This window comes from Phocaeicola abscessus CCUG 55929, assembly GCF_000312445.1.
Lineage (GTDB): Bacteria > Bacteroidota > Bacteroidia > Bacteroidales > Bacteroidaceae > Phocaeicola > Phocaeicola abscessus.
The window spans coordinates 198,204-223,684 of the sequence record NZ_HE997185.1 but is presented as its reverse complement, the minus strand read 5'-3'; the positions used below and the strand labels follow the sequence as shown (position 1 = coordinate 223,684).

Sequence of the window (25,481 nt, the reverse complement as noted above, 5' to 3'; positions counted from 1 at the left end):
TACAATGATATTATTTTTTCAGTTTCCTCTGTCTTTCTTGTTCGATGCGCGCCTGTTCCTTCTGGAGCGCTTCCAACTTGGCCATCAATCCGCCGCGCGTGCCTTTCGCCGATTTATTCTGTTGGATTTTGGTTTTGTTGGCTTCCAACCTTTCGAGGAGTTTCTTTTCATTCGTCGTCTTGCGCAGTACGACCATCGTCAGGATGCTGATCAAACCAGAGATGAAATAGTAATAGTTCAAACCGGACGAGTACGTGTTGAAAATGAAGAAGAACATGATCGGCATGAGATACATCATGTATTTCATGAAAGGCATCTGTTGTTGCTGGTTCATCGGATCCTGCATCTTCATGGAGATAACCGTATTGAGCAGGCTCGATGCGGAGAACAGGATGCAGAAGATGCTCAAGTGATCGCCGATGATCGGGAGGTTCGTTCCCCAGCGAATGACGTCGTCGTAAGCGGAAAGGTCGTTCGCCCACAGGAAGCTTTGCTGCCGTAACTCTATCGCATTCGGAACAAAGAAAAACAAAGCCATGAAGACCGGCATCTGAATGATCGTCGGCAAGCATCCGCCCATCGGGCTTACGCCGTATTGGTTGTAGAGCGCCATCATCTCCTGTTGTTTTTTCAAGGCGTCGTCTTTGTGAGGATACTTCGCGTTGATTTTGTCCATATACGGTTTCAGCACCCGCATTTTTGCCGAAGAGATGTACGACTTGTAGGTGGCCGGATAGACGAGTACTTTGACGATAATCGTCATCAACAGCAATACCAGTCCCATCGAAAGACCCCATCCGGACAGCCAGTCGAACAGCGGAATGGTGAACCAGCGATTGATCCAGCGAATGATTGGCCACCCCAAATAGACGAGGTCTTCCAGTTCTAACTTCTTTTCCGATGTGCAGAGTCGATTGGTCGCTTTCAGGATGTTGAACTGGTTGGGGCCGATATACAGCTGCATGTTGGTCGGTTCTTTCCCCGAGGGGTCGAAGAACGTGGTCATATCGGCCGCGTAATCTTTCATGTACTCGCTTCCTTCCGTTTCGACTTTCGAGTGTAGGTTTACCTCGTTGAAACTCTGGTTGGCGATCCAAATGGTAGAGAAGAACTGTCCCTTGAAGGCGATCCAGTCGAGCGGTTCGGTCAATGTTTTGCTACTCTCCCGCGTTTCGCTCAGCTTGTCCGAATCATGATCCGCCCGTTTGTAGGTAAGGGCGGTATAGCGTTGCTCGAAGCTGTAGCCTTTTTCCAAGTGGCGGATCTTCTGTTTCCAGCTGGTATGGATCGACTTTTGTGCGGCGGGGAAGAAATTCTGCAATCCCCTGGCCTGAATGCGGAGGTTCACCACGTAGGCGTCTTTCAGTAATTGGTAATCGAAGTCGAAATAACCGCCTCCATCGGTCGGCAAGCGCATGGTGACGGTGCTGTCCGTCAGGTTCATCGGTTCGAAATACAGATCGTCGGTCAGGATGTTTTCGTTTTTCCCTTCGAAAGCGAAGTTCATCTGCATATCGTCCTTGTCGAAGAGTTGTAGCGCTTCGCCTTTCTGGTCTTTGTATTTTTTCAGCGTGGCCTCGCAGAGTCTCGCTCCCTTATTGGTCAACTTCACCGAAACCAGTTCGTTTTCGAGCGTAATGATTTGCTCTGCGCCACGGGCGGCATGATAAAAAGCGGAGGTAGAATCTGTTCGAACCTCGTACCGGGCGGAAGAGTCTGTCGGCGTCGACTGCGGTTGGGCGGTGGTTTCCTTTTGAATGGCCTGTATGGAGTCCTGATAGCGTCGTGCCCTTTCCAAATCTTCTTTACTCGGTTTGTTGTAGATCGAGAAACCGATCAGCACTGCCCCGATCAGCACGAATCCTACGAGTGTATTTTTGTCCATTTACTTTTTCGTTAAAATATTATTTTGTAATTGCAGCCTTGATGAACGAAAGGAACAGCGGATGAGGCTTCAATACGGTGCTGCTGTATTCCGGATGAAACTGCACGCCGATGTACCAGCGCAGCGCGGGGATTTCTACGATTTCGACCAGGTCCGATTCCGGATTGATGCCGACGCATTTCATGCCGGCTTTTTCGTAGGCATCCTTGTATTCGTTATTGAATTCGTACCGATGGCGATGGCGTTCCTGAATATGTTCTTTCCGATAAGCTTCGTAGACTCTCGATCCTTTCTTGAGGACGCATTCGTAAGCGCCTAAGCGCATGGTTCCTCCCATGTTCGTAATGGATTTCTGTTCCTCCATGATATCGATGACGTTATGAGGGGTCTTTTCGTCCATCTCCCGGCTGTTTGCATCGGCAAATCCCAATACGTTGCGGGCGAATTCGATGGCCATGCATTGCATGCCCAAACAGATGCCGAAGGTGGGGATGTCGTGTGTGCGCCCGTAGTTGGCTGCCGTCAGTTTGCCTTCGATTCCCCGCTGGCCGAATCCCGGACAGATGATGATGCCGTCTCTATCGCCCAGTTGTACGGCGACATTTTCGTCGGTCAGCTTTTCGCTGTTGATGAACTTGACGTCGGCTTTCCGATCGTTGTAAGTAGCGGCTTGCGAAATAGATTCCAGGATGGATTTATACGCATCTTGCAGGTCGTATTTACCTACTAATCCGATCTTTACCGCTTCGGTAGCCCGATGCCGTCGTTCGAGGAATTCCCTCCACGGTCCCAAACTCGGCGTTTCGCCCACCGGCAACCCCATTTTCTCTAAGATCGTGGTATCCAGCGCCTGTTCTTGCATGCGCAGGGGGACTTCGTAAATCGTCGGTTGGTCGAGGGATTGTACGACGGCTTTCTCTTCCACGTTGCAGAACAAAGCGACTTTTTTACGCAGATTCGTATTCAAATCGTATTCTGTCCGAAGCACGAGAATATCGGGTTGAATACCTGCCGATTGCAGTTGCTTGACGGAATGTTGGGTCGGTTTTGTCTTCAACTCTTTGGCCGCCGCCAGATAGGGGACGTACGTCAGATGGACGCACAGGGCGTTCTTCCCCATTTCCCATTTCAACTGACGGATGCTTTCCAGATAGGGGAGGGATTCGATGTCACCCACTGTTCCGCCGATCTCGGTAATGACGAAGTCGAAATGATTCTTGGTGCCCAACAGTTTGATGCTGCGCTTGATCTCGTCGGTGATGTGAGGGATGATCTGGATGGTTTTCCCCAGATAGTCTCCGCGGCGTTCCTTGTCGATCACGCTTTTGTAAATGCGTCCCGTCGTGACGTTGTTCGCCTTCGTCGTCCGGATACCCGTGAAACGTTCGTAATGCCCTAAATCGAGGTCGGCTTCGTGGCCGTCGACGGTCACGTAACATTCGCCGTGTTCGTAGGGATTGAGCGTCCCCGGATCGATGTTGATATACGGGTCGAATTTCTGAATGGTAATGTTGTATCCTCTGGCTTGCAGCAGCTTTCCGATGGACGATGAGATAATACCTTTCCCCAACGAAGAGGCCACACCTCCCGTTACGAAGATGTATTTTGTTTCTCCTTGCATGATATTTATTGTTTTCTTTATTTTGAGTGACAAACATACGAAATCTTTTTCGTATAACGGGAGTTTATCGCTAAAAATTACGAAGATCGCGATAAAATTGCGACAGTTCGAAGCGATTGTGGAAAAATTGACGTACTTTTGTCTGAAATAAAAATTACAGACTAAACGGTTTTATGAGAAAGAATGTGATCGTATCCATGTTAGGGATGATGGTCTGCTCGTCGTTGTCGGCTCAGAACGCCTCATCTTCCGCAGATATATTGAAAGCTTATTCCGATTCGTTAAGAAACCTGTCCGCATCCTATCACGCTTATTTCCGCCTGTGGGACGATCCGAACGTGCCGATGCCCAAACTCAAGCCGAATCCCGATTTTTACAAACTCTTCGTTCCGCCCACCTTTTATTTCGGCGTGACGCAGCAGGCGTATGCCATCGACTGGTGTCCCGGCGAGCTCTTTCCCAGGAACAGGGCGGCCGACAGCCTGTATCATGCGCGACCCGATTCGATCGGTCTCTCCGAATGGCCGAACGGGAAGAAGAAGAAACAGGTCGACCGATGGGTAAACCGGATCCTTTTGAACTATTACCTGCAATATCCCGACCGGGTAAAGGGGAACGAGCTCTATTTGGCTGACGCCAAACCCTTGGACGAGGAGAAGAAGGTCAGTATACCCCGCAACGAACAAGTGATGGATTACGTAGAACCGAAGGAAAGCGTCAGAAATGTAAAGACGGAAAAGGAACTGGTCGTCATCCGCCCGAATTTTTGGACAAAGAAAGGCAACGGTTATGCGCAGTTCTCGCAAAACTATATCTCAGGCAACTGGTATAAAGGCGGTGAAAGTACCGTCTCTCTGCTGTCGGGCTTGACGCTCGAGGCGAATTACAACGACCGACAGAAGGTGCAGTGGGACAATAAATTCGAAGCGAAATTAGGATTCATCACCGCGCCTTCCGATACTGTCCACAGCTACAAAACCAATACGGATTTGTTGCGCATGAGCAGCAAATTAGGCGTGCAGGCATGGAAATATTGGTATTACACCCTTGCCGCCGAGTTTAAAACGCAATTCTTCGCCAACTATACCACCAATACCAACCTCATGATCTCGAATTTCCTCTCGCCGGCGGAATTCGATGTGACGCTCGGTATGGATTACAAACGATCGGGTGCGAATTACACGCTTTCGCTGTTGACTTCTCCCCTGGCTTATACATTTATGTACATCAGCAATCGCAAGATCGTCAAACCGGAGGCTTTTAACGTGGAAAGCGGACATAAGACGGCGAATCTCTTCGGTTCGAAATTCATCGGAGAGTTGAACTGGCAGGTTACGCCGACGGTGAATTGGATTTCTCGCCTGGAATACTTTACCACCTATGCGAAGATCATTGCGAATTGGGAAAATACCATCGACTTCAAACTTACGAAGTATCTCTCGGCGAAGCTTTTCGTCAATCCTCGTTTCGACGACGGTGTAGTGCTCTCCCAAGGGAAGCACAGTTACTTCCAACTCCAGGAATTGTTCAGCCTCGGTCTGAATTACACGTGGTAAGGAGGAGTTACTCCCCGCACTCGTGCAGCAAGGTCGTAACGATCCGTTCCGCCGTATGGCCGTCCCAACGTTCGGGCAATTGTCCTTCGGGCCATGCGCCGCGGTGCAGTTTGTCGAGCGCCTCTTTCAGTTGCTCGGGATCTTCGCCCACCAGGCAGTTGGTGCCTTTCGAAATCGTTTCGGGATGTTCGGTATACGTATTGAGCGTGATGCAGGGGATATGCAGGAAGGTGGCCTCTTCGGCGATATTGCCCGAATCGGTGAGGATGGCTTTCGCATGACGCACCATGTATCCGAACGAAAGGCAGGGCTGGGGAGGGAGGAGGTGTAGCCGGTCGGAACGGATCAGCAGCGCTTCGAGGCGATCTCTTACGTAGGTGTGCAGCGGGGCGACGATGGGCAGAGACGTGTTCGCCAGCATACTTTCCATCAGGCTTCTGAGTTTTCTCTCGTCGTGCACGAGGTCTCGCCGGTTTAGTGTCAAGAGTACATATTCGCCATCCTTCACGTGGAGGATGGAGAACGATACGGGCCGTTGCATGCGCGGCAGATTGTATCGGAGCGTATCGATCAGGATATTGCCTACTAGGTACACGCGTCGCTGTTCGGTCCCCGTGTTCGACAGGTTGCGGTTGGCCGCCATCCCTGCGGTAAAGAGGATGTCGGACAGGCTGTCGGTGACGATTCGGTTTATTTCTTTCGCATCGGTGTCGAAAGAGCGGGTACCCGCTACCAGGTGGACGACTTTGACGCCCATTTTCTTGGCTACGATCGAGCAGGCCATCGTCGGCGTGAAGTCGTCGACCACTATTACCGCGTGGGCGGGATGTCGTTTCAGCTCGACGGCGAAAGCGGTGAGGATGCCGGCCGTCCGTTTGAAAAAATCCGTCTCGTCCACGCGCAGGTATGCGTCGGGTTGCGGCATGTCCAGATCGTCGAACAGCGAAGGTTCTATACTCGGGTCGTCGGCCGAGCCCGTATAGACGAGGCGTGCGGAAATGCGCTTGCCTGTATTTTTCGAATGCCGGATGGCGCGCATCAGGGGAGCGATCTTCATGAAGTTCGGCCGTGCGCCGGCGATGATGGTTATTTTCATTCGATTTAACGTTTTCGATAGGGCAAATATACGTTTTTCTTGGAATTAATTGCGTACATTTGTTTTCGAAAAATGAGGCAGCATGGTATCGTTCGTACAACTATTGGATTTTGCGGGGACGTTCGCTTTCGCTATCAGCGGCATTCGCCTGGCGTCGGCTAAGCGGTTCGACTGGTTCGGGGCCTACGTAGTGGGTTTCGCCACGGCTATCGGCGGCGGCACACTGCGTGACATCCTCCTGGGACTTACCCCGGCCTGGATGCAATCGCCCGTCTATTTGATCTGTACGGCGTTGGCGCTGTTCTGGGTCATCGCTTTCGGCAAGTATGTCATCACGATGAACAACACCATTTTCTTTTTCGACAGTATCGGCCTGTCACTCTTCACCGTCGTAGGCGTGACGCGCAGCCTCTCGGAAGGATTTCCTTTTTACGTGGCCATCATCATGGGAAGCATCACGGGTGCAGCGGGGGGCGTGATTCGCGACGTGTGCATCAACGAGATTCCCCTGATCTTCCGAAAAGAGATCTATGCGGTGGCCTGCGTGCTCGGCGGGTTGGTGTATTGGATGCTCCAGGCGTTGGGAGTCGGGCATACGGCATGCCAGATCGTAGCCGGAGGTTCGGTCTTCCTGACTCGGGTCATAGCCGTGCGATACAATATTTGTCTCCCGACCTTGAAGGGAGAAACGGAAAAATGATTAGCTTTGTATCGTGCCGCCGGAAAAGCTCGGCGAACGGGTGCGCCGATCGCTCGATTCCTGTCCGACCGGCCGGCGGAAAGGAGCGAGGAGTTTTACCTCCGGCGGGTCGGTTGCACGAGGTGAAAAAAGATTTCCAGTCTTGCCGCTTCGGTTGCAGAGAGTAGAAACGGATTTGTATGCATGCCGCATGCGTTGCAAGCAGTTGAAATGAATTTGTATACATGTCGCATACGTTGTAAGCAGCCAAAACGGATATCTATACCTTTCGCATGCGTCGCAAACGGTAAAAACGGATTTGTATACGTGCCGCATACGTTGCAAGCAGTTGAAATGAATTTGTATACCTGTCGCATACGTTGTAAGCAGCCAAAACGGATATCTATACCTTTCGCATGCGTCGTAAACGGTAAAAACGGATTTGTATACGTGCCGCATACGTTGCAACGACTAAAAATAGATTTTAACTCCCTGCAACCGAAGCGGCGGCGGCGAAAACGGATTTTCATTCCCGTCGCTTCGTGCGGCAGAATCAAAAATGGACTTTGACTACCGGTGTACCGCACGCCGGTCATTATAAACTATTTAGAAACAATTGTCATGGAAAAACTATTGAAAATCGAGGGAAAGAATTGCAGCAAGTATCCCAATGCGCTGCACGCACAGTTCCACAACCGCATGCACGCCCTCATCGCGGGCGAAGAGCTTGCCACCCTGCATCTCAGCGACGCGCTGCTGAAAGAATGGCGCGAGTACATCGACATCGAAGTCTCCATCAACCGGGAAGCCACCGCGAGCATCCTCTCCAAACGAATGCAGGAAAAAGACGAGGAGCGCGACCAACTGTTGAGCTACCTCTTCAACACGGTGAGCAACGAACGGCTCAACAGCGTCGATAACGAGGCCAGAGAGGCCGCCGAACGCATCGGCTACGCCGTCGACCCCTACAAAGGCTTGCAGAGCGAGGCGCGCGACGCCGAAACGCTGCACGTCATCGGACTCTTGGAGGATCTGGACAAAACGGAGGCGAAGCCCGACATGCAGAAATTGGGCCTGGCGCCCACGGTAGCCCGACTGAAAACGGTGAACAAGGAGTACCAAGACTTGCAGACGGAACGCATGACCCTCCGCGTGGAAGGCAAGCTACCCTCCGCGCGCGAAATCCGCCCCCGAACCGACGCTGCCTACGAGCTGGTCTGCTGTTACGTCTTCGCCAGCTACGTGCTCGGTACACCCGAGGTACGAACCGCGATCGAATCGCTCATCCTCCGCATGAACCAGCTCATCGGCGAGGCGAAGACCGCCTACAACCTGAGCCTGGGACAGAAGAAACGGGACGATAAGGAGGTGCCGGAGGAAGGCAGTACGAAGGGGGATCAAACCGACGGCGGTTTTTGATACCGATGCGAGAATACAGACAGAGAGGTATCGGTTCGACAACTCTCTGTCTGTTGATACGCTTTTTTCAGCGTATTAAGCAGGTTTGCCATTGTAAGTAAAAGTCTCTTTTTCATCGCTATAATTATTTAATTCGTTTATAAGTACGATCAATAGAAATTATCATCATATCGCTTGGATGTATATTCATTTTATCTTTATAAAAAAAGAGAAAAGAATTACCGGATAGAAATTCTTTGCCAACAGTATTTTCGATGTTGTCAAGAACTACGTGCAATATATCGTTGTCAGTAATTATATATTGAGAATATACTATGGATTTGGTCTTAAAATCATAGAATCTGTAAACCCCATTCGGTAGGAATTCGTTATAGCCTTGAGGTATCCACGGAGAATCTCCACGTTTAATAAGTATCCACTTCCCAAGAATGGCTTCTTTAGGATTGGGAGGAGGAATGTAGTCATTATCGCTGCACCTTATGCTTGCCATTAGCAAAAGGAGGATAGTAATCGTCATTAGATTTTTTTTCATCGCTATAATTATTTAATTCGTTTGGAAATAATTGGGTTCATTCTTCGGACACGCCTCCATGATGGATTTAGAGGCGCATTTTCTGTCGGGTGGAGCAGTCGTTTGCATAGCCAGTCAGTTTAAATTTTTTTATTTTGTTCTATGTGTGATGCTTAAAGGCATCCGTTCGGAGTCCAAAGTTAAGGAAAAAGATGAATAGATTCAAGACGATCTGGTATTTTTTTTCTGTCGTCCCTACACGATTCGGCCGATCGGTTAGCGAGGCCTTTTATGGGTTCGATTCGTTCGCCGAGAATCGGCGCGGCGATTTCGGTACGGGCTACAAAGACGAAGAGAGGCGTCTCTACGGGTAGGGGCTCCTCTCTTCTCCAATTCGCGTCGCTTGTCGGCTTACGATTTTTGCGCTTCCGCTTCTGCTTGTCGGATCATTTCCTCGCTGGCGTACATGAATATTTCCACGCGCCTGTTCTCTTTGGCCGACTTGGACTCGTCGTACTCGCTGTAGTTCTTGCCTTCGACGTATTTGAACTGGGAAGCGTTCGCGCCCATCGATTTCAAATACGAAGCCACGGCGTTCGCCCGGTTGGTGGATACCTTCTGATTAGCCTCCAACGAGCCGACCTTGTCGGTGTGGCCGTAGATGGCGATGTCCAGTGTCGGATTCTCTTTCAGGATGGCGGAGAATTTCGTCAACGACTGCTTGGCCTGCGCGCTCAAATCGCTCTTGTTGAAGTCGAAGAGGATACCGGAGTCGAAGGTTACTTTTACCGCCTGCAAGCCGTTGTTGTCGGTTACCTGTTCCACCTGCGCCCCTTCGATGCGAGCGGCTTCGGCAGCGGTTTTATCCATTTTCTTTCCGATCACCACGCCGGCGCCCGTCCCTACGGCAGCACCCACCACCGCGCCGATGGCCGCGCCTTTTCCGTGTCCGATCAGCGCACCTACCACCGCACCGATGGCTGCGCCTCCGCTTCCGCCGATCAGGCCGCCTTTCGTGGTGTTGTTCATGTTTTTACAACCGCCGAAGAGGAGCGCCGCGCTCAGCAGCAGCGCTGTCATTTTTGTCTTTTTCATCCTTCCTTTTGTTTAAATGATTACTCGATTGAATCGAATTAATAAGCGAAGATAGGATAATTCTTCATCACCTCGTTGACGTGCGTGCGCACTTTTACGATTGTTTTCTCATCGTTAACATGCGAAAGCACTTCGTCGATCAGCGCTGCGATTTCGACCATCAGCTCTTCTTTGGCGCCGCGCGTGGTGATGGCGGGTGTTCCCAGCCGGATGCCGGAGGTCTTGAATGCGGAGCGGGTATCGTAGGGCACCATGTTTTTGTTGACGGTAATGTCGGCCGCTACCAAGGCATTTTCCGCCGTCTTTCCGTCCAGTTCGGGGAATTTGGTGCGGAGGTCGACCAGCATGGAGTGATTGTCGGTGCCGTCGGATACGATTTTGTACCCGAGCTTCATCAATGCTTGCGCCAAGACGGCAGCGTTTTTCTTCACCTGTGCGGCGTATTCTTTGAACTCCGGCTGGAGTATTTCGCCGAAGGCTACGGCTTTGGCGGCGATGACGTGTTCGAGCGGTCCGCCCTGTATGCCGGGAAAGACGGCCGAGTCGAGCAATTGCGACATCGTTCTGATTTGGCCTTTCTTGGTTTTCTTGCCCCACGGGTTTTCGAAATCCTTGCCGATGAGGATGACGCCTCCGCGCGGTCCGCGCAGCGTCTTGTGGGTGGTCGAGGTGACGATGTGCGCGTATTTCAGCGGATTGTTCAGCAGGCCCGCGGCGATCAGGCCTGCCGGGTGCGCCATGTCGACCAGGAAGATGGCACCGACCTTGTCGGCGATGTCGCGCATGCGTGGGTAATCCCATTCTCGGGAGTAGGCGGATCCGCCGCCGATGATCATCTTTGGTTTTTCGCGCAGGGCGATCGCTTCCATCTCGTCGTAATCCACGCGACCGGTTTCTCTGTCGAGGTTGTAAGCGCAGGGCGCGTAGATGATGCCTGAGGTGTTCACAGCCGATCCGTGCGAGAGGTGACCGCCCTGATCGAGGTTCAGCCCCATGAACTTGTCGCCGGGATTCAATACGGCCAGGAACACGGCGGCGTTGGCTTGCGCGCCGGAGTGCGGTTGTACGTTGACCCATTCGGCGTCGAATATTTTTTTCAGGCGGTCGATGGCGATTTGTTCGCTTTGATCGACTATTTCGCAGCCTCCGTAATATCGGTGTCCGGGGTAGCCTTCGGCGTATTTGTTTGTCATGCACGATCCCATGGCTTGCATCACCTGATCGCTGACGAAGTTTTCGGAAGCGATGAGTTCCATGCCTTTCAGTTGTCGCTGGTGTTCTTTCTCGATGATGTCAAAAATCAATTCGTCTCTTTTCATCTTTTTTTACGTTTAAATGTTACAAGGATTTTTACAAAGCTAATCAAAATACTCGGGGCGGGAGCATTTTTCATTTCTTTTTTTCGACGGACCATCCGAATTTGCCGATCTGTTTTCCGAGTTCGAAATAGCCTCCGTGCACGTAGGCGATCAGGCCGGCTTCGGCCAGTTCGAATTTGCCCGTTTCCTTTTGCAGGTACTTTTCGTCGGCCTTCACGTTCAGGACTTCTGAGATGAACATATCGTGCGAACCCAACGAGATGATCTCTCTGACTTTGCACTCGATGTTCAACGGCGATTCTTCGATGAGGGGTGCGCTGACGTATCGGGCTTTTCCCGGCGTGAGGCGCATTTCTTCGAACTTGTTGAAGCGGCGCCCCGAGCGGACGCCGATCCAATCGGTAGCGAAGGCGAGCGCTTTATCGGTGAGGTTGATGACGAACTCCATATTTTTCTTAATGATAGGATAGGAGTGCCTTTCCGGACGTACGGAAATGTAGCACATGGCCGGATCGGAGCAGATCGTCCCGACCCACGATACAGTCAGGATGTTATATTCCTCCGGAGCGCTTCCACAGCTGACCAGTACGGCAGGCAGTGGATAAATCATGGTTCCCGGTTTCCAATCTTGTTTCATAATAAAGTCATATTATCTAAATTTTGTTCTTTTTCGCAGTAATGGCATTTGTAGGTGCGACGCGCTTTGTCGACCCGGTGGAAGATCGTAGGCATGGGCTCGTTGTTGGTGATGCATTTCGGGTTGGCGCATTTGACGATTTCGCGAAGTTCTTCGGGCATCTCCACTTGTTTCTTCTCCACCACTTCGTAATGGCGGATGATATTCAGCTTTACGGAGGGGGCGACGACGGAGAGGCGGCTGATTTCTTCGTCGGTGAAGAAGCGGTCGGCCACTTTGATCAGGCCTTTCTTGCCGAGTTTTTCACTGTTCAGGTTGTTGCCGATGGTGATCTTCGAATCGGAATCCTGCAATCCTAAGAGCGTTGCGACGGTAAACACCTTGTCGCAGGGGATGTGATCGATAACCGTTCCGTTTTCTAAAGCGGCGACCAACAATTTGGGTTTCTTTTCGTTCATGATTTTCACGTTTATTTACGTCCGTCCGCTTTCACATCGTCCAGTGCGATGCCCAAGACATCGCAGAGGATGGCTTCGCGCGCATAGAGGCCGTTCTTCGCCTGTTGGAAATAGTAGGCTTTCGAATTTTCGTCCACATCGTAGGCGATTTCGTGCACGCGAGGCAGCGGATGGAGGATGCGCAAGTTGGGGCGCGTATGTTTCAGCATGTCGTTCTTCAGGATATAGCTGTTTTTAACGCGTTCGTATTCCATCAAATCGGTAAACCGTTCGCGCTGAACACGGGTCATGTAGAGGATGTCAGCGTCGGCGATCGTTTCCTTGTTGAACTCGGTATGTTCCGTGTATGGCATTTCGTGCTGGAGGCAGAACTGTTTATACTCTTCCGGCATGGCTAATTCCCTGGGGGCGATGAAGTGGAAAGTCGGGTTGAAGAAACGCATGGCCTGGATCAGCGAGTGCACTGTCCGGCCGTATTTCAGATCTCCCACCAAATAGATGTTGAGGCCGTTCAGAGAGCCTTGCGTTTTGTAGATCGAATAGAGGTCGAGCATCGTTTGCGAGGGGTGCTGATTGGCTCCGTCGCCGGCGTTGACGATGGGGATCGGAGCTATTTCGCTGGCGTACCTGGCAGCGCCTTCCAAGTAGTGGCGCATAACGATGATGTCTACGTAATTGCTGACCATCATGATGGTATCTTTCAGCGTTTCGCCTTTGGAAGAGCTCGTCACCTTGGGATCGGTAAAGCCGATGACGCGGGCACCTAAGCGGTTGGCGGCCGTTTCGAAGCTGAGCCGGGTGCGGGTAGAAGGTTCGAAGAACAAGGTCGCTACGACACGGCCTTCCAATAATTTACGATTGGGTTTCGTTTCGAACTCTTTGGCCATATCCAACATGTAGAGAATCTTCTCTTTCGAATATTGAGCGATAGAAACTAAGCTTCTGTTTTCCATGAGCGCATTTGTTTTAAGACAGCTTTCGGCGTGTAAAGATAGAGAGAAAAAATAAAATGACGAAAGTTATGCAGATATTTCGAACAACTTTCTGCAAAAGGGATTTTTCTCGAACTAAATTTATTACATTTGTGCCATGATTATCGGTGAACGGAAAAAATGAGAAAGAGATTGATAGCTATCGGATGGTCCCTGTTCGGATTGTGTTTCTTGAGCGTTGCGCTTATATTTGCCGCCATCGCCAAAGGATGGATCGGGTATGTGCCGCCGGTGGAGGATTTGGAAAATCCCCATCTCAAGTTTGCTACGCAAATCATTTCGGACGACGGGCAACTGTTGGGCACTTGGTCGCTCAGTAAGGAGAATCGGGTGTATGTGGGTTATGCGGATTTATCGCCCTTTCTGATCAAGGCTTTGATCGATACGGAGGACGTTCGTTTCAAAGCGCATTCGGGGATCGATGCGAAAGCTTTTTTTCGCGCCTTGATCAAGAGAGGCGTCTTGATGCAACGGAATGCCGGAGGAGGCAGTACGCTTACCCAACAGTTAGCGAAGCAGTTCTATTCGCCGATAGCCGACAACGTGATGGAGCGTCTGCTTCAAAAACCGATCGAATGGGTTATCGCCGTTCAGCTGGAACGTTATTATACGAAGGAGGAAATTCTGACGATGTATCTGAACAAGTTCGACTTCCTCAATAACGCCGTGGGGATTAAAACGGCGGCGAATACTTATTTCTCGAAAGAACCGAAAGAGTTGAACGTAGAAGAAGCTGCCACGTTGGTGGGCATGTGCAAGAACCCTTCTTTCTTCAATCCCCGCCGATTCAACGAACGGGCGAAAGGTCGGCGGAACGTCGTAATCGAGCAGATGCGCAAGGCAGGAGATTTGACGAAAGCGGAAGCCGATTCGCTGAAGAAATTGCCTTTGACTTTGCATTATCGTCGGGTGGATCATAAGGAAGGGTTGGCCACTTACTTCCGCGAATACCTCCGTATCCTGATGACGAAGAAGAAACCGGTGCGAAGTCATTATTTGGCGTGGGAAGGTCAGCAATATTACGAAGATTCGGTTGCATGGATCAATAATCCGCTGTTCGGATGGTGCGCCAAGAACAAGAAAAAAGACGGGACTAATTATAACCTTTATACCGACGGCCTGAAGATTTATACCACGATCGATTCGCGCATGCAGCAATATGCTGAGGAAGCGGTGAACGAACATGTGGCGGGGTATTTGCAACCCTTGTTTTTCAAAGAGAAGAAACGCCGTAAGAACGCTCCGTTCACCAATCAGATTTCGAGCGAAGAAGTAAAAGCTATTTTAGGCCGTTCGATGCATCAGACGGATTTATATCGCTATTTGAAGAAGGAAGGAAAGAGCGAAGCCGAGATTGCAAAGGCTTTTGATACGCCGCACGAAATGTCCGTTTTCTCCTATAAGGGCGAAATCGATACCCTTTTGACGGCGATGGATTCGATCCGTTACTACAAGCATTTCCTGCGTACGGGCTTCATGTCTATGGATCCCCATACGGGCTATGTGAAAGCATACGTAGGCGGTCCGAACTACACTTACTTCCAGTACGATATGGCTATGGTGGGTCGGCGTCAGGTAGGGTCTACCATCAAACCGTATTTATACACCTTGGCGATGGAGAACGGCTTCTCGCCTTGCGATATGGTGCGACATGTGGAGCAGACGCTGATGACGGAAGACGGCCGGCCATGGACGCCCCGCAACGCGAACCGCAAGCGATACGGCGAAATGGTGACGGTAAAGTGGGGATTAGCCAATTCGGATAATTGGGTGACGGCTTATCTGATGGGCAAATTGAGTCCTTATCAGCTGGTTCGCCTGATTCATTCTTTCGGCGTGATGAATCAGGAGATCGATCCGGTGGTCGCCCTGTCTTTGGGCTCTTGCGAGATCTCCGTGGGTGAAATGGTGAGCGCTTATACCGCTTTTTCGAACCACGGTATTCGTACGGCTCCGCTGTTCGTCACCCGGATCGAAGATAACGAGGGAAACACCGTCGCTACCTTTGCTCCGCAGATGAGCGAAGTGATCAGCGAAGATGCGACTTATAAGATGCTCACCATGCTGAGGAGCGTCATTAACGAAGGGACGGGCAATCGCATCCGCCGGATTTATAATATTACCGCTGATATGGGAGGAAAAACGGGCACGACGAACGATAACTCCGACGGCTGGTTCATGGGATTTACCCCTTCGCTGGTGAGCGGCGTGTGGGTCGGCGGCGAGGATCGAGATATTCATTTCGATTCGATGTTATACGGGCAGGGGGCTTCGATGGCCTTGCCCGTATGGGGACTTTATATGCAAAAGGTGTATGCGGATAAGGCGTTGGGCTATTCGCAGGAGGAAACATTCCAGATACCGGAAGGCTTTGACCCGTGCGGCGATATCCTCGATGCTGCCTCTAATACTACGTCCAACGAAGGTTTAGATGATATTTTCGAATAATGCTTATGAAACGTGCAATCATTATCGGAGCTTCTTCCGGAATCGGAATGGAAGTGGGTAAACTGCTGCTTGCCGATGGTTGGATGCTGGGGCTGGCAGCTCGTCGCACCGACAGATTAATGGAGCTGCAAACATTGAATCCCGAGCGCATTCGCTTCGAGAGGATCGATGTGACGGAGGAGGATGCTCCCGAGAAACTGCGATGCCTGATAGACAAAGTCGGTGGAATGGATTTGTTTTTCTATGCTTCCGGCATCGGCAAACGAAATCCGGAATTGGATAAAGACATCGAATTGGATACGGTCAACACCAATGCCCTCGGCTTTACCCGGATGGTAAATGCAGCTTTTCATTATCTGGTCGAGCAAGGCGGAGGTCAGATCGCTGTCATCAGTTCGGTGGCCGGGACGAAAGGCTTGGGGGCAGTGCCTTCGTATTCGGCTACGAAAGCTTTCCAGAATTGTTATATCGAAGCGTTGGAACAGTTGGTCCACAGTCGGAAACTGAATATCCGCTTTACCGACATTCGTCCCGGTTTCGTCGCTACGCCATTGTTGAACGACGCTCGCAAGTATCCGATGCTCATGCAGGTGCAAGCGGTGTCGAAGCAGATCGTCAAGGCTATTTATAAGCGCAAGCATGTCCGCGTCATCGATTTTCGCTGGAGGATGTTCACTTTCTTTTGGAAGATCATTCCTCACCGTATCTGGCGGAAACTGAAAATCTGATGACGAAGCGGCGGCTGTAACCATCGATGGGCAAGAGAATCGAACGCGAGAAATCGACCATCCGCCGAATGGTTGAGCTGTATTGTCGGCATAAATTGAAAATCGGAGAGATGCCGGAGGAATATGTACGGCTGATCGACTATGCCTCTCATCGATTGGAGCATTGTAGGTTTGGAGAAAGGAAGACGGCCTGTCGGGATTGTCCTGTCCATTGCTATGCCGCCCTTGAGCGGGAACGCATCCGGGAAGTGATGCGCTGGGCCGGGCCGAGGATGTTTTTCTACAATCCGATGAGCGCTATCCGCCATCTGTTGAACCGTTGATCGGGAAGAAATTGCTCGCCTCCTTCGGAGAAAAAATTATCACTTTTGGGTATTGCGCGGATGGAAAAAAATTATTTTCTTTGCGGCCGAATGCGAATGTTCCTCCCGCGGCTTCCGGGAAGTTTTCGACGGGAGAGGGTATATGCAGGGAAAAGCAAGTCGTTAAGTTAAATATATTGCTTATGAACAATTCAAATTTTAGAATTCCGTTATTGTGGATCATGTTGATGGTGGGATTAACCATTCATACATCGATGGATTTATTACCTCTGTTTTGCGGAGGTAGCGTGGTCATGGAGAACGCTACGGGAGAAGTTCCGGCGTGGATGGCCATCCTGATGAGTACTTTTACTTATACCGTACCTTTCATCGGGTTGTTGTTTTCGATCTACGGCAAGAAACGCTGCGACGTGATCGTTGGTTTGGCGATAGCCTGTTTGATGGCGCTTTTCCACATTTTGCATATGGCGGAGCTCTTCATGGGTGCCGGCATGGCTCAATTCTTTATCATGCCGCTGAACGCGGTAATAGCGGTGCTCTTGGTAATCGATCTGTGGAACAAACAAAAGTCAATGAAGAAAGGTGAATAATAAAATAGTAATTATTGAATATGAAAACATTGGTAATCGTCCGTCACGGAGAAAGTGAGTGGAACCGGAAAAATTTGTTTACGGGGTGGGTAGACGTAGACCTCTCCGAAAAAGGAAAGGCTGAAGCCCATCAGGCAGGAAAGGCTTTATTGTGTGAAAATTTCGATTTCGATATTTGTTTTACTTCGTACCTGAAGCGCGCCATTCATACGCAACAGATCATACTCGAAGAAATGGATCGGGAATGGCTGCCCGTCATCAAGGCATGGCAATTGAACGAGCGGCATTACGGCGCTTTACAGGGATTGAACAAAGCCGACACTGCTGCTAAGTACGGAGAAGAGCAGGTGCATGTGTGGCGGCGCAGCTTCGATGTGCGCCCGCCCGAGCTGGAGGCGAACAGTCCGTACAATGCTCGTTTGCAGGCACCCTACCGCGATGTCCCGGTTTCGGAGGTCCCTTTATGCGAAAGTCTTTCCGATACCATTCGCCGGACCGTTCCTTACTTCGAGGAGCACATCAAACCGCTCATCCTTTCGGACAAACGGGTATTTATCGCTGCGCACGGAAACTCTCTCCGTTCGCTCGTCAAATATTTCGAACATTTGTCGGACGAGGAAATCATCAAGGTGGAGATTCCCACGGGAAAACCGTTGGTCTATAAGTTCGACGAGGCGTTCCAGGTGGTAGAGAAATACTATCTCTAACGGGACGGCTGTTTGAGTAAAAGACGAGGCCGTTTCGATGGCTCTCTCAAAAACGGATTTAGACGTCGGCAGAATGTTTGCCGGCGTCTAAATTATTTTGATAGTGAGAGGGACTTGCATTCCCGTCAGTTTGTGATTGAACGTAACAGTTGCGGCAGGGCGATGTCGCGACACTTAATTTCGTCGAGCCGTGTTTTCCCCTTTTGGGTGAGGGAGAAATGCATTTGGCGTTTGTCGGCCTTATCGACAATTCTTTTTATCAGCCTTTGCTTCTCGATCGAGGTGATGACCTTCGAGGCGTTGGAATTGCTCAACCCCAACGCTTCGGCAATTTCGCTTGAAGTCAGCCGATCACGCTCGTTCAGCGTGCAGAGCAGCATGACTTCGTTGATATTCAGGTCGAATATCCTTTCTATCTCCGCTTCGAAAGTTGTGATGGCGCGGTAAACGTCACGCAACTTACAGATCTTGTCTCTATCCATATTTATATAAAGAGGTTTACGTTTGCATTTTCGGCGCGTTCCATGTAAGTGGCCACACCGCCGACGGATACGCCGTCGATCAATTCTTCTTTCGCTATGCCCATCATCTCCATAGTCATCTGGCAGGCGATGAATTCCACCCCGTTGTCCAAGGCTTGTCGACGCAACTCTTCCAACGAGTCGATGTGTTTTTTGCGCATGATGTAGCGTATCAGTCGGTCTCCTATGCCAAACATGCTCATCTGCGATAACTTTAATTTTTTCGAACTCGACGGTAACATTCGGCCAAACATGCGCCCGAAAAAGTCTTTTCGCACGGCAGGCTTGCGTTCTTTCTTGATGACGTTCAACCCCCAGAAGGTGAAGAAGATGGAAACTTTATGGCCGGTGGCGGCAGCTCCATTTGCCAATACGAATGTAGCGATGGCGCGGTCGAGGTCGTCGCTGAACATGATCAGGGTTTTATTCCTGCTTCCGCGGCGGTCAGCAGACGTAGGCTTTTCATCCGTCCCTTTCTCGAATACGACGGTATGATAACCGTTTTCGTCGTAGTGCGATACCAGTTTATTGCCGGTGGAGCGACACCATGCTCGAGCGTCTTCGGGGAATCCTGCGTCCGTTGCCACCACTTCGATGCATTCTCCTGCCGTCAGCTTGTCCATTGCTTGCTTCAGTTTCATGATAGGGCCTGGGCATTGCAGCCCGCAAGCATCGATCTGCCTGATACGAGGCGGTTTCGGTCGATTCGAGCTGTCGACCGTAACCAGCCTTTCTTCCCGGAGGGTGATTGTCTGCGTAGCTAATTCGTATGTTTTGTATCCTCCCGATAGGTTGCGTACGCGTCGGTAACCGAGCCCCATCAGGATGCGTTGTGCCAGATATCCTCTCAGTCCCACGGCGCAGATGAAGACGATGTCTTTGTCTTTCGGTATTTCCGAGATTCTGGGGCGTACCTCGTCTAAAGGAATGTTGATCGTTCCTTCGATGGCGCCCAATTCATATTCCTCCCGACTGCGGACGTCTATCAGTAGGGTATGAGTACGGTCTATTTCTTTCAATTCCCTCCATGTGACGACGGGCATGCTACCGTTGAGAATGTTGCTGGCGGTATATCCCGCGATAGCTATCGGATCTTTGGCGGAGGAAAAAGGCGGGGCGTAGGCGTGTTCCAGTTCGATCAAGTCGTAAATGGTACCTCCGTGCTTGATGATAAGCGATAGTTGATCGATTCGTTTGTCGACGCCGTCGTGCCCCACACATTGTGCTCCGAAGAGCTTGCCGGTCTGGGGGGCGAACGTCAACTTGGTGGTCAGTTGAAACGCTCCTGGATAATAGCCGGCATGCGCAAGGGAAGTAGTTATGGAGCTTCGGTAGTCGATACCCGATTGTTTCAGGCGTTTGGCGGGAAGCCCGGTGGATGCGACCGTTATGTCGAAGACTTTGGCGATCGATGTACCGATGGCGCCTTCGTATTCGTATTTATTACCAAAGACCATGTTATCCGCCGCTATGCGTCCCTGCCGGTTAGCCGGATTAGCCAAGTAGTTCAGCCACGGTTGTTCTGTCAGCGGATGTGTGAATTCGATGGCATCGCCCACTGCATATACGTCTTTCGCGGAGGTTTCCAGGTAGTTGTTCACTTTGATTCCCCGTTCTCCCAACTCGATTCCCGAGTCCGTCGCTAATTTCGTAGCGGGACGGACTCCGATAGACAGCACTACGATGTCGGCCTCTATGCTTTCGCCATTTCCGAAAAACACTTTCAAACCGTTTGCCGTCTTTTCAAAATGTTCCACTCCTCTTTCGAGGTAGAGGTCCACTCCTTTGTCCATGAGGTGGCGATGCACGTGAGAGGCGATGGAAAAGTCCACAGGAGCCATCACCTGATTCGCCATTTCGACGATCGACACCTGTGCTCCGGTCTTATACAGGTTCTCGGCCATCTCCAACCCGATGAATCCTCCTCCCACCACGACGGCTCTTTTGATATGGTGACGGTCGAGATAAGCTTTGATGGCGTCTGTATCTTCCACGTTTCGTAAGGTGAAGATGCCTTCGGCGTCAATGCCTTTCAAGGGAGGGCGAACGGGTATCGATCCCGGCGAAAGCAACAGTTTGTCGTAGGTTTCTGCATATTCGGTGCGATCTTTTCGACGAACAGTTACTTTTTTCGACTTCGGGTCGATGATTATCGCTTCGTTTTCCGTTCGAACGTCGATGTTGAATCGGCGTCCAAACCGTTCGGCCGTCTGGACGAATAATTTGTTTCGTTCTGCTATAACGCCACCTATATAGTAAGGTAATCCGCAGTTAGCGTATGAAATATATTTTCCTTTTTCTATCAAAATGATCTCTGCGCTTTCGTCAGCGCGTCGGATTCTGGCCGCTGCTGTCGCTCCTCCTGCAACTCCGCCAATAATTAAATGTTTCATCTATCCGTGTTTATTACATATTGCTATTAATTTCCATTAGAAAACATTGCAAAGATAAATTATTCTTTTCATATAGTTGATATAGAATGGAGAAATAAAAAAGAACGGCCTCGTATTTACTTGTCCTCTGCGTATTGCATGACTCTCTTTATATACAATGAGTGTCACCTTTTATTTATTCCGATATTAACCGAACGTTTTTCAAATTCGCTAAGAAAGGCAGAATGGTTGCAAGCATGAGTTGTCCCGGTCAAGGGCCGGAAGAGTTCGATGAAGTTTTCTGCGAACAGTACGACATAAAGTAAAGGCGGATGATAATCCTGCAATCCTTAAATACTATCTAAAAGAGAAAAGATGACGCTTCCGCCTCAACATGACAACACCGTACGCGGCGAGCTAATACCGATGCCGAAAGTGGTGTATATCATGCAATCGATGGCTTTGAAACATGCCATAGATTTGACACTCCGACAGGGCGGTTCAAATTTAAAAGTGATCCATGCAGAAACAACTGTCTGCATCCCCGTCGTCTGTACCTCGCTTTTCCTCTGCAACAGACGCAAAATGCGTCGAAAGAAAGATTTAAGAAAGAATTAACAAAATAAAGCCGGATAAAAAGCGGAATATCCGATTAAATACGTATTTTTGGACTATTTAATAACGAAACCTCCACAGATCGATTGAAATGAAACGAATCATTCGTATAGAATACCGCGTCTTTCTGCTGGCGCTTCTCGTGTGCTGCCCGGCAGCGATGGCTCAGAGTGTCTTTCAAGCGCAAAAAGATTTCGAGGCGGAAAACTATGTCGTTGCCCTCGCTGCATACCGTTCCTTGGCGGAGAAGAACCCTTCGAACCCTGCATACAATTACTACGCAGGAGCGTGTTGCTACGAAACGGGAGCAATCGCCGAGGCCCTTTCTTATCTGGAAAAAAGTGCGAAAAGGAATTATATCCATGCGTTCCGTTATTTAGGCAAGGCGTACGCCAGTTTATACCGGTTCGACGACGCTATCGAAGCGTATGAACGGCACATCTCGCTGTTGAAAGACAAAAAGCGAAGTGCCGACGAAGCCGAAGCGGAATTGGAGGCGATCCGTAAAACGGCATTGATGTACAAAAATGTAGAAAACCTGACAGTGATCGACAGTTTCGTCGTACACAAGAACGATTTCCTGAATGTCTATAAAATCGGCAAAGAATCCGGGAGCCTCAGTCAACACGGACAGGAAATCGTCTATGAAACCGAAATGGAAAATAAGATGATCTTCAGTCGACAGGACGAAGATGGCAAGTATCGCTTATACCTCCGCAACAAGCTGATCGATACATGGAGTGAACCGATGCCCATCTCCTCGCTGAATGGTTCCAACAACGTCAACTATCCCTTCCTCAAGGGCGACGGCATTACCCTCTGCTTCGCTTTCGACGGCGAGGGATCGTTGGGTGGATATGATATTTACGTGACGCGTTACGACTCGGAAAATAACGCTTACCTGAAGCCCGACAACCGGGGGATGCCGTTCAATTCCCCCGCCAATGATTACATGCTCGTCGTCGACGAACAGAACGAGCTCGGATGGTTTGCCTCCGACCGTTACCAACCTGAAGATTCGGTGTGCGTATACGTGTTCGTGCCTAACACCGAAAGGGCCGTCCTCGATTACGAATCAACCGATCCAGCCGTACTGAGGAACGCCGCTACGCTCCGTTCCATCCGGATGACATGGCAGGATGCCGATAAGGTAGAGGCGGCTCGGCAGCGTCTTACCGCATTGATCCGACCTCAAACGCAGCCGCAACGGGGAGGAGACTTCGAATTGATCGTAAACGATTCCGTCACGTACACCGCCTTGTCCGATTTCCGTTCTGCAGATGCCCGCAACCTATACCGACAGGCACTGCAAAAGCAAAAGGACTACGATTCCCTCGCCAGAGACTTGGCTGAAAAACGCCACCGATACGAAGCCGGCGACGATACGGAGAAAAAACAGCTTTCTGAAAACATCCAAGAGATGGAACAGCGGTTAAAACAACTGTACGAAGAAATCGACCAGCTTATCGTCGAGGTCAGAAATACGGAAATCAGTCAGTTTAAACATTAATTTTTCAGCTATGGAACTATTTATTCTTTCATTGCTTATCGTAGCCGGGTTCGTCCTGTATATCATCGAGGTATTCCTGATTCCGGGGTTCGGCATGACGGGGATAGCGGCTGCCTGTTGCCTCATTTACGGGAATTATTATGCTTTTGTCCACTTCGGCCCTGTCGGCGGGATCGTCACGTTGCTTGTCACGCTTGTCGGCGGAGTGGGAATCACCGTCTGGTTCATGAAGTCGAAAACGCTGGAAAAAGTAGCTCTGAAGAAATCGATCGATTACAATACTAATCCCCTCAAGGGATTGAACATTCGCCCCGGCGACCGAGGCAGGGCCATCACCCGCCTGGCCTTGATCGGAAATGCCGAAATAAACGGCCATATCATCGAGGTACGTTCGTCGGATGGTTTCATTGACGAGCAGACGCCCGTTTGTATCGATCGCATTACGGACGGCATCGTCTTCGTTCGTAAAACAAACTGAATTATTCACTATTAAATCATATTTGCCATGTTGGATTCCTATTTACCCTTTATCCTGATCGGAGGCGGATTAATTCTCCTCATCGTGTTCTTTCATTACGTGCCTTTCTTTCTCTGGCTTTCGGCCAAAGTATCGGGCGTACACATCTCGCTGGTTCAGCTTTTTCTGATGCGTATCCGTAATGTTCCTCCTTATACGATCGTCCCTGCCATGATCGAAGCGCATAAGGCCGGATTGAAAACGATTACCCGCGATGAGCTGGAAGCTCACTATATGGCAGGCGGACATGTCGAGAAAGTCGTGCACGCATTAGTTTCGGCTTCGAAAGCCAACATCGATCTCTCCTTCCAGATGGCGACGGGTATCGATCTGGCCGGACGCGACGTGTTTCAGGCCGTACAGATGTCGGTCAATCCCAAAGTCATCGATACGCCTCCGGTAACGGCCGTTGCCAAAGACGGCATTCAGATGATCGCCAAAGCTCGTGTCACCGTCCGTGCCAATATCCGCCAGTTAGTGGGCGGAGCCGGCGAAGATACCGTTCTCGCTCGCGTGGGCGAAGGGATCGTCTCCTCTATCGGTTCGTCCGACAACCATAAATTGGTCCTCGAACATCCGGATGCGATCTCGAAATTAGTGCTTTCCAAAGGGTTGGATGCAGGGACGGCTTTCGAAATACTTTCCATCGATATTGCAGACATCGACATAGGCAAGAACATCGGCGCTACCCTACAGATGGATCAGGCGAATGCCGATAAGAACATCGCTCAGGCCAAGGCGGAGGAGCGTAGAGCGATGGCCGTGGCACAGGAACAGGAGATGAAAGCGAAAGCGCAGGAGGCGCGCGCCAATGTAATTCAGGCAGAAGCGGAAATTCCCAAGGCGATTGCCGAAGCGTTCCGGGATGGGAACTTGGGAATCATGGATTATTATCGCATCAAGAATATCGATGCCGATACGAATATGCGTCAGAACATCGCGAAACCCGAAAGCGGAAGTACTACGGCGCCGTTGAAATAAAAGGATGGAACGATGAACGAAAAGAAATATTATGCAGCGTCCGAACTGATTATTAATGCGGACGGATCGGTATTTCACCTTCATGTGAAACCGAAACAATTGGCCGATAAAATCATCTTGGTGGGCGATCCGGGACGCGTTTCGCTCGTCGCCTCGAACTTCGAGGAAATAGAATGTAAGGTAAGCAACCGCGAGTTCCACACCGTTACGGGCGTTTACAAGGGGAAACGCTTGACGGTGCTGTCTACCGGAATCGGGTGCGACAATATCGACATCGTCCTGAACGAACTCGATGCGTTAGCCAATATCGATTTCGAAACGCGTACCTCCAACGATCGGCCAAGGTCGTTAGAACTGGTTCGCATCGGTACTTGCGGGGGGCTGCAGCGAAGTACGCCGGTGGGAACCTTCATCGCCAGCGTGAAATCGATCGGCTTGGACGGATTGCTCAATTTTTATGCCGGCCGGAACGAAGTCTGCGACTTAAAGTTCGAACAGGCGTTCATTGACTATATGGGATGGAAAGGAAACATCTGTCAGGCTCATCCTTATGTCATTGATGCGAACAGCGAATTGTTGACCCGTATCGCTCAGGACGACATGGTCCGAGGCGTCACCATTGCGGCAAACGGATTCTTCGGTCCGCAAGGACGCGAACTGCGCATTCCTCTGGCTGATCCGAACCAAAACCGAAAAATCGAAAGCTTTGCATACGAGGGATATCGCATTACTAACTTTGAAATGGAAAGTTCTGCCCTTGCCGGCCTCTCGAAACTGATGGGGCACAAAGCCATGACTTGCTGTATGGTCATTGCGAATCGACTGGTCAAAGAAGCGAATACGACCTATAAGAACAGCATTGAGGAGCTGATAGGAAAAGTGCTCGACCGTATTTGAACAA

General features: G+C 50.4%; 25 protein-coding genes. 14 read left to right on the top strand and 11 right to left on the bottom strand.

The annotated features are described in order from the left end of the window. Positions 1-10: 10 nt before the first annotated feature. A complete protein-coding gene (gene yidC, locus BN102_RS08975) occupies positions 11-1,885 on the bottom strand; it encodes a membrane protein insertase YidC (RefSeq protein WP_019208805.1) in 1,875 nt (624 codons plus the stop codon). 19 nt (positions 1,886-1,904) lie between these two features. After that, positions 1,905-3,506: a CTP synthase gene (locus BN102_RS08970; protein ID WP_019208804.1), complete on the bottom strand. Its 1,602-nt coding sequence runs from the start codon at positions 3,504-3,506 to the stop codon at positions 1,905-1,907. 173 nt (positions 3,507-3,679) lie between these two features. On the opposite strand from BN102_RS08970, the gene BN102_RS08965 reads away from it, so the two are divergent. Next, a complete protein-coding gene (locus BN102_RS08965) occupies positions 3,680-5,062 on the top strand; it encodes a DUF3078 domain-containing protein (RefSeq protein ID WP_019208802.1) in 1,383 nt (460 codons plus the stop codon). Positions 5,063-5,069: 7 nt separating this feature from the next. Here the strand turns inward: BN102_RS08965 and BN102_RS08960 are convergent, their stop codons facing one another. Further along, positions 5,070-6,158: a UDP-N-acetyl glucosamine 2-epimerase gene (locus tag BN102_RS08960; RefSeq protein ID WP_019208801.1), complete on the bottom strand. Its 1,089-nt coding sequence runs from the start codon at positions 6,156-6,158 to the stop codon at positions 5,070-5,072. A gap of 82 nt (positions 6,159-6,240) precedes the next feature. On the opposite strand from BN102_RS08960, the gene BN102_RS08955 reads away from it, so the two are divergent. Beyond that, the gene (locus BN102_RS08955) at positions 6,241-6,858 is read left to right on the top strand and encodes a trimeric intracellular cation channel family protein (protein ID WP_019208800.1); all 618 of its coding nucleotides are present in this window, start codon (positions 6,241-6,243) and stop codon (positions 6,856-6,858) included. 600 nt (positions 6,859-7,458) lie between these two features. Then, positions 7,459-8,256 (top strand): DUF6261 family protein, encoded by a 798-nt coding sequence (locus BN102_RS08950; RefSeq protein WP_019208798.1) that lies wholly within the window; start codon positions 7,459-7,461, stop codon positions 8,254-8,256. Positions 8,257-8,380: 124 nt separating this feature from the next. Here BN102_RS08950 and BN102_RS08945 read toward each other — a convergent pair whose 3' ends face one another. Next, complete coding sequence (locus BN102_RS08945; protein ID WP_019208797.1) at positions 8,381-8,788, bottom strand: hypothetical protein; 408 nt, start codon at positions 8,786-8,788, stop codon at positions 8,381-8,383. Positions 8,789-8,979: 191 nt separating this feature from the next. On the opposite strand from BN102_RS08945, the gene BN102_RS10945 reads away from it, so the two are divergent. Beyond that, positions 8,980-9,141 (top strand): hypothetical protein, encoded by a 162-nt coding sequence (locus tag BN102_RS10945; RefSeq protein WP_019208795.1) that lies wholly within the window; start codon positions 8,980-8,982, stop codon positions 9,139-9,141. 37 nt (positions 9,142-9,178) lie between these two features. Here BN102_RS10945 and BN102_RS08940 read toward each other — a convergent pair whose 3' ends face one another. From BN102_RS08940 to pyrB, 5 genes are all read right to left on the bottom strand, one after another. After that, on the bottom strand, positions 9,179-9,862 hold the full coding sequence (locus tag BN102_RS08940) for an OmpA family protein (protein WP_019208794.1): 684 nt from the start codon (positions 9,860-9,862) through the stop codon (positions 9,179-9,181). A gap of 38 nt (positions 9,863-9,900) precedes the next feature. After that, complete coding sequence (glyA, locus tag BN102_RS08935) at positions 9,901-11,181, bottom strand: serine hydroxymethyltransferase (protein ID WP_019208793.1); 1,281 nt, start codon at positions 11,179-11,181, stop codon at positions 9,901-9,903. Between the two features lie 70 nt (positions 11,182-11,251). Beyond that, on the bottom strand, positions 11,252-11,818 hold the full coding sequence (locus BN102_RS08930) for a flavin reductase family protein (protein ID WP_019208792.1): 567 nt from the start codon (positions 11,816-11,818) through the stop codon (positions 11,252-11,254). Next, positions 11,815-12,276, bottom strand: coding sequence for an aspartate carbamoyltransferase regulatory subunit (gene pyrI, locus BN102_RS08925; RefSeq protein ID WP_019208791.1), 462 nt, complete (start codon positions 12,274-12,276; stop codon positions 11,815-11,817). Before pyrI ends, BN102_RS08930 begins: the two co-directional genes overlap by 4 nt. An 11-nt stretch (positions 12,277-12,287) precedes the next feature. Next, the gene (gene pyrB / locus BN102_RS08920; RefSeq protein WP_019208790.1) at positions 12,288-13,229 is read right to left on the bottom strand and encodes an aspartate carbamoyltransferase; all 942 of its coding nucleotides are present in this window, start codon (positions 13,227-13,229) and stop codon (positions 12,288-12,290) included. A gap of 159 nt (positions 13,230-13,388) precedes the next feature. Between pyrB and BN102_RS08915 the strand changes: the two genes are divergently transcribed. The 5 genes from BN102_RS08915 to gpmA all read left to right on the top strand — a co-directional run bounded on the left by BN102_RS08915 (position 13,389) and on the right by gpmA (position 18,064). Continuing rightward, the gene (locus tag BN102_RS08915) at positions 13,389-15,716 is read left to right on the top strand and encodes a transglycosylase domain-containing protein (RefSeq protein ID WP_019208789.1); all 2,328 of its coding nucleotides are present in this window, start codon (positions 13,389-13,391) and stop codon (positions 15,714-15,716) included. A 5-nt stretch (positions 15,717-15,721) separates the two neighbouring features. Further along, entirely contained in the window at positions 15,722-16,444 is a 723-nt protein-coding gene (locus tag BN102_RS08910) for an SDR family NAD(P)-dependent oxidoreductase (RefSeq protein WP_021311415.1), read from the top strand. Positions 16,445-16,470: 26 nt separating this feature from the next. Next, positions 16,471-16,767 carry a nitrous oxide-stimulated promoter family protein gene (locus BN102_RS08905; protein ID WP_019208787.1) on the top strand — a complete coding sequence of 99 codons (297 nt, stop codon included), beginning with the start codon at positions 16,471-16,473 and terminating at the stop codon, positions 16,765-16,767. A 182-nt stretch (positions 16,768-16,949) separates the two neighbouring features. Further along, positions 16,950-17,357, top strand: a complete 408-nt coding sequence (locus BN102_RS08900) for a hypothetical protein (protein ID WP_035455874.1) — start codon at positions 16,950-16,952, stop codon at positions 17,355-17,357. 20 nt (positions 17,358-17,377) lie between these two features. Beyond that, positions 17,378-18,064 carry a 2,3-diphosphoglycerate-dependent phosphoglycerate mutase gene (gene gpmA / locus BN102_RS08895; protein ID WP_019208785.1) on the top strand — a complete coding sequence of 229 codons (687 nt, stop codon included), beginning with the start codon at positions 17,378-17,380 and terminating at the stop codon, positions 18,062-18,064. 125 nt (positions 18,065-18,189) lie between these two features. On the opposite strand, the gene BN102_RS08890 is transcribed toward gpmA, so the two are convergent. Both BN102_RS08890 and BN102_RS08885 read right to left on the bottom strand, forming a co-directional pair. Next, the gene (locus BN102_RS08890) at positions 18,190-18,546 is read right to left on the bottom strand and encodes a MarR family winged helix-turn-helix transcriptional regulator (protein ID WP_019208784.1); all 357 of its coding nucleotides are present in this window, start codon (positions 18,544-18,546) and stop codon (positions 18,190-18,192) included. 2 nt (positions 18,547-18,548) lie between these two features. Next, on the bottom strand, positions 18,549-20,978 hold the full coding sequence (locus BN102_RS08885) for an FAD-dependent oxidoreductase (RefSeq protein ID WP_019208783.1): 2,430 nt from the start codon (positions 20,976-20,978) through the stop codon (positions 18,549-18,551). A 354-nt stretch (positions 20,979-21,332) separates the two neighbouring features. Between BN102_RS08885 and BN102_RS08880 the strand changes: the two genes are divergently transcribed. The 5 genes from BN102_RS08880 to BN102_RS08860 all read left to right on the top strand — a co-directional run bounded on the left by BN102_RS08880 (position 21,333) and on the right by BN102_RS08860 (position 25,477). Next, positions 21,333-21,575, top strand: coding sequence for a hypothetical protein (locus BN102_RS08880; protein ID WP_021311331.1), 243 nt, complete (start codon positions 21,333-21,335; stop codon positions 21,573-21,575). A gap of 88 nt (positions 21,576-21,663) precedes the next feature. After that, positions 21,664-23,082 (top strand): hypothetical protein, encoded by a 1,419-nt coding sequence (locus BN102_RS08875; RefSeq protein ID WP_019208781.1) that lies wholly within the window; start codon positions 21,664-21,666, stop codon positions 23,080-23,082. A gap of 10 nt (positions 23,083-23,092) precedes the next feature. Further along, positions 23,093-23,560 carry an NfeD family protein gene (locus BN102_RS08870; protein WP_019208780.1) on the top strand — a complete coding sequence of 156 codons (468 nt, stop codon included), beginning with the start codon at positions 23,093-23,095 and terminating at the stop codon, positions 23,558-23,560. Between the two features lie 27 nt (positions 23,561-23,587). Beyond that, a complete protein-coding gene (floA, locus tag BN102_RS08865; protein WP_019208779.1) occupies positions 23,588-24,580 on the top strand; it encodes a flotillin-like protein FloA in 993 nt (330 codons plus the stop codon). A 12-nt stretch (positions 24,581-24,592) separates the two neighbouring features. After that, entirely contained in the window at positions 24,593-25,477 is an 885-nt protein-coding gene (locus BN102_RS08860) for a nucleoside phosphorylase (RefSeq protein ID WP_019208778.1), read from the top strand. Positions 25,478-25,481 lie beyond the last annotated feature (4 nt).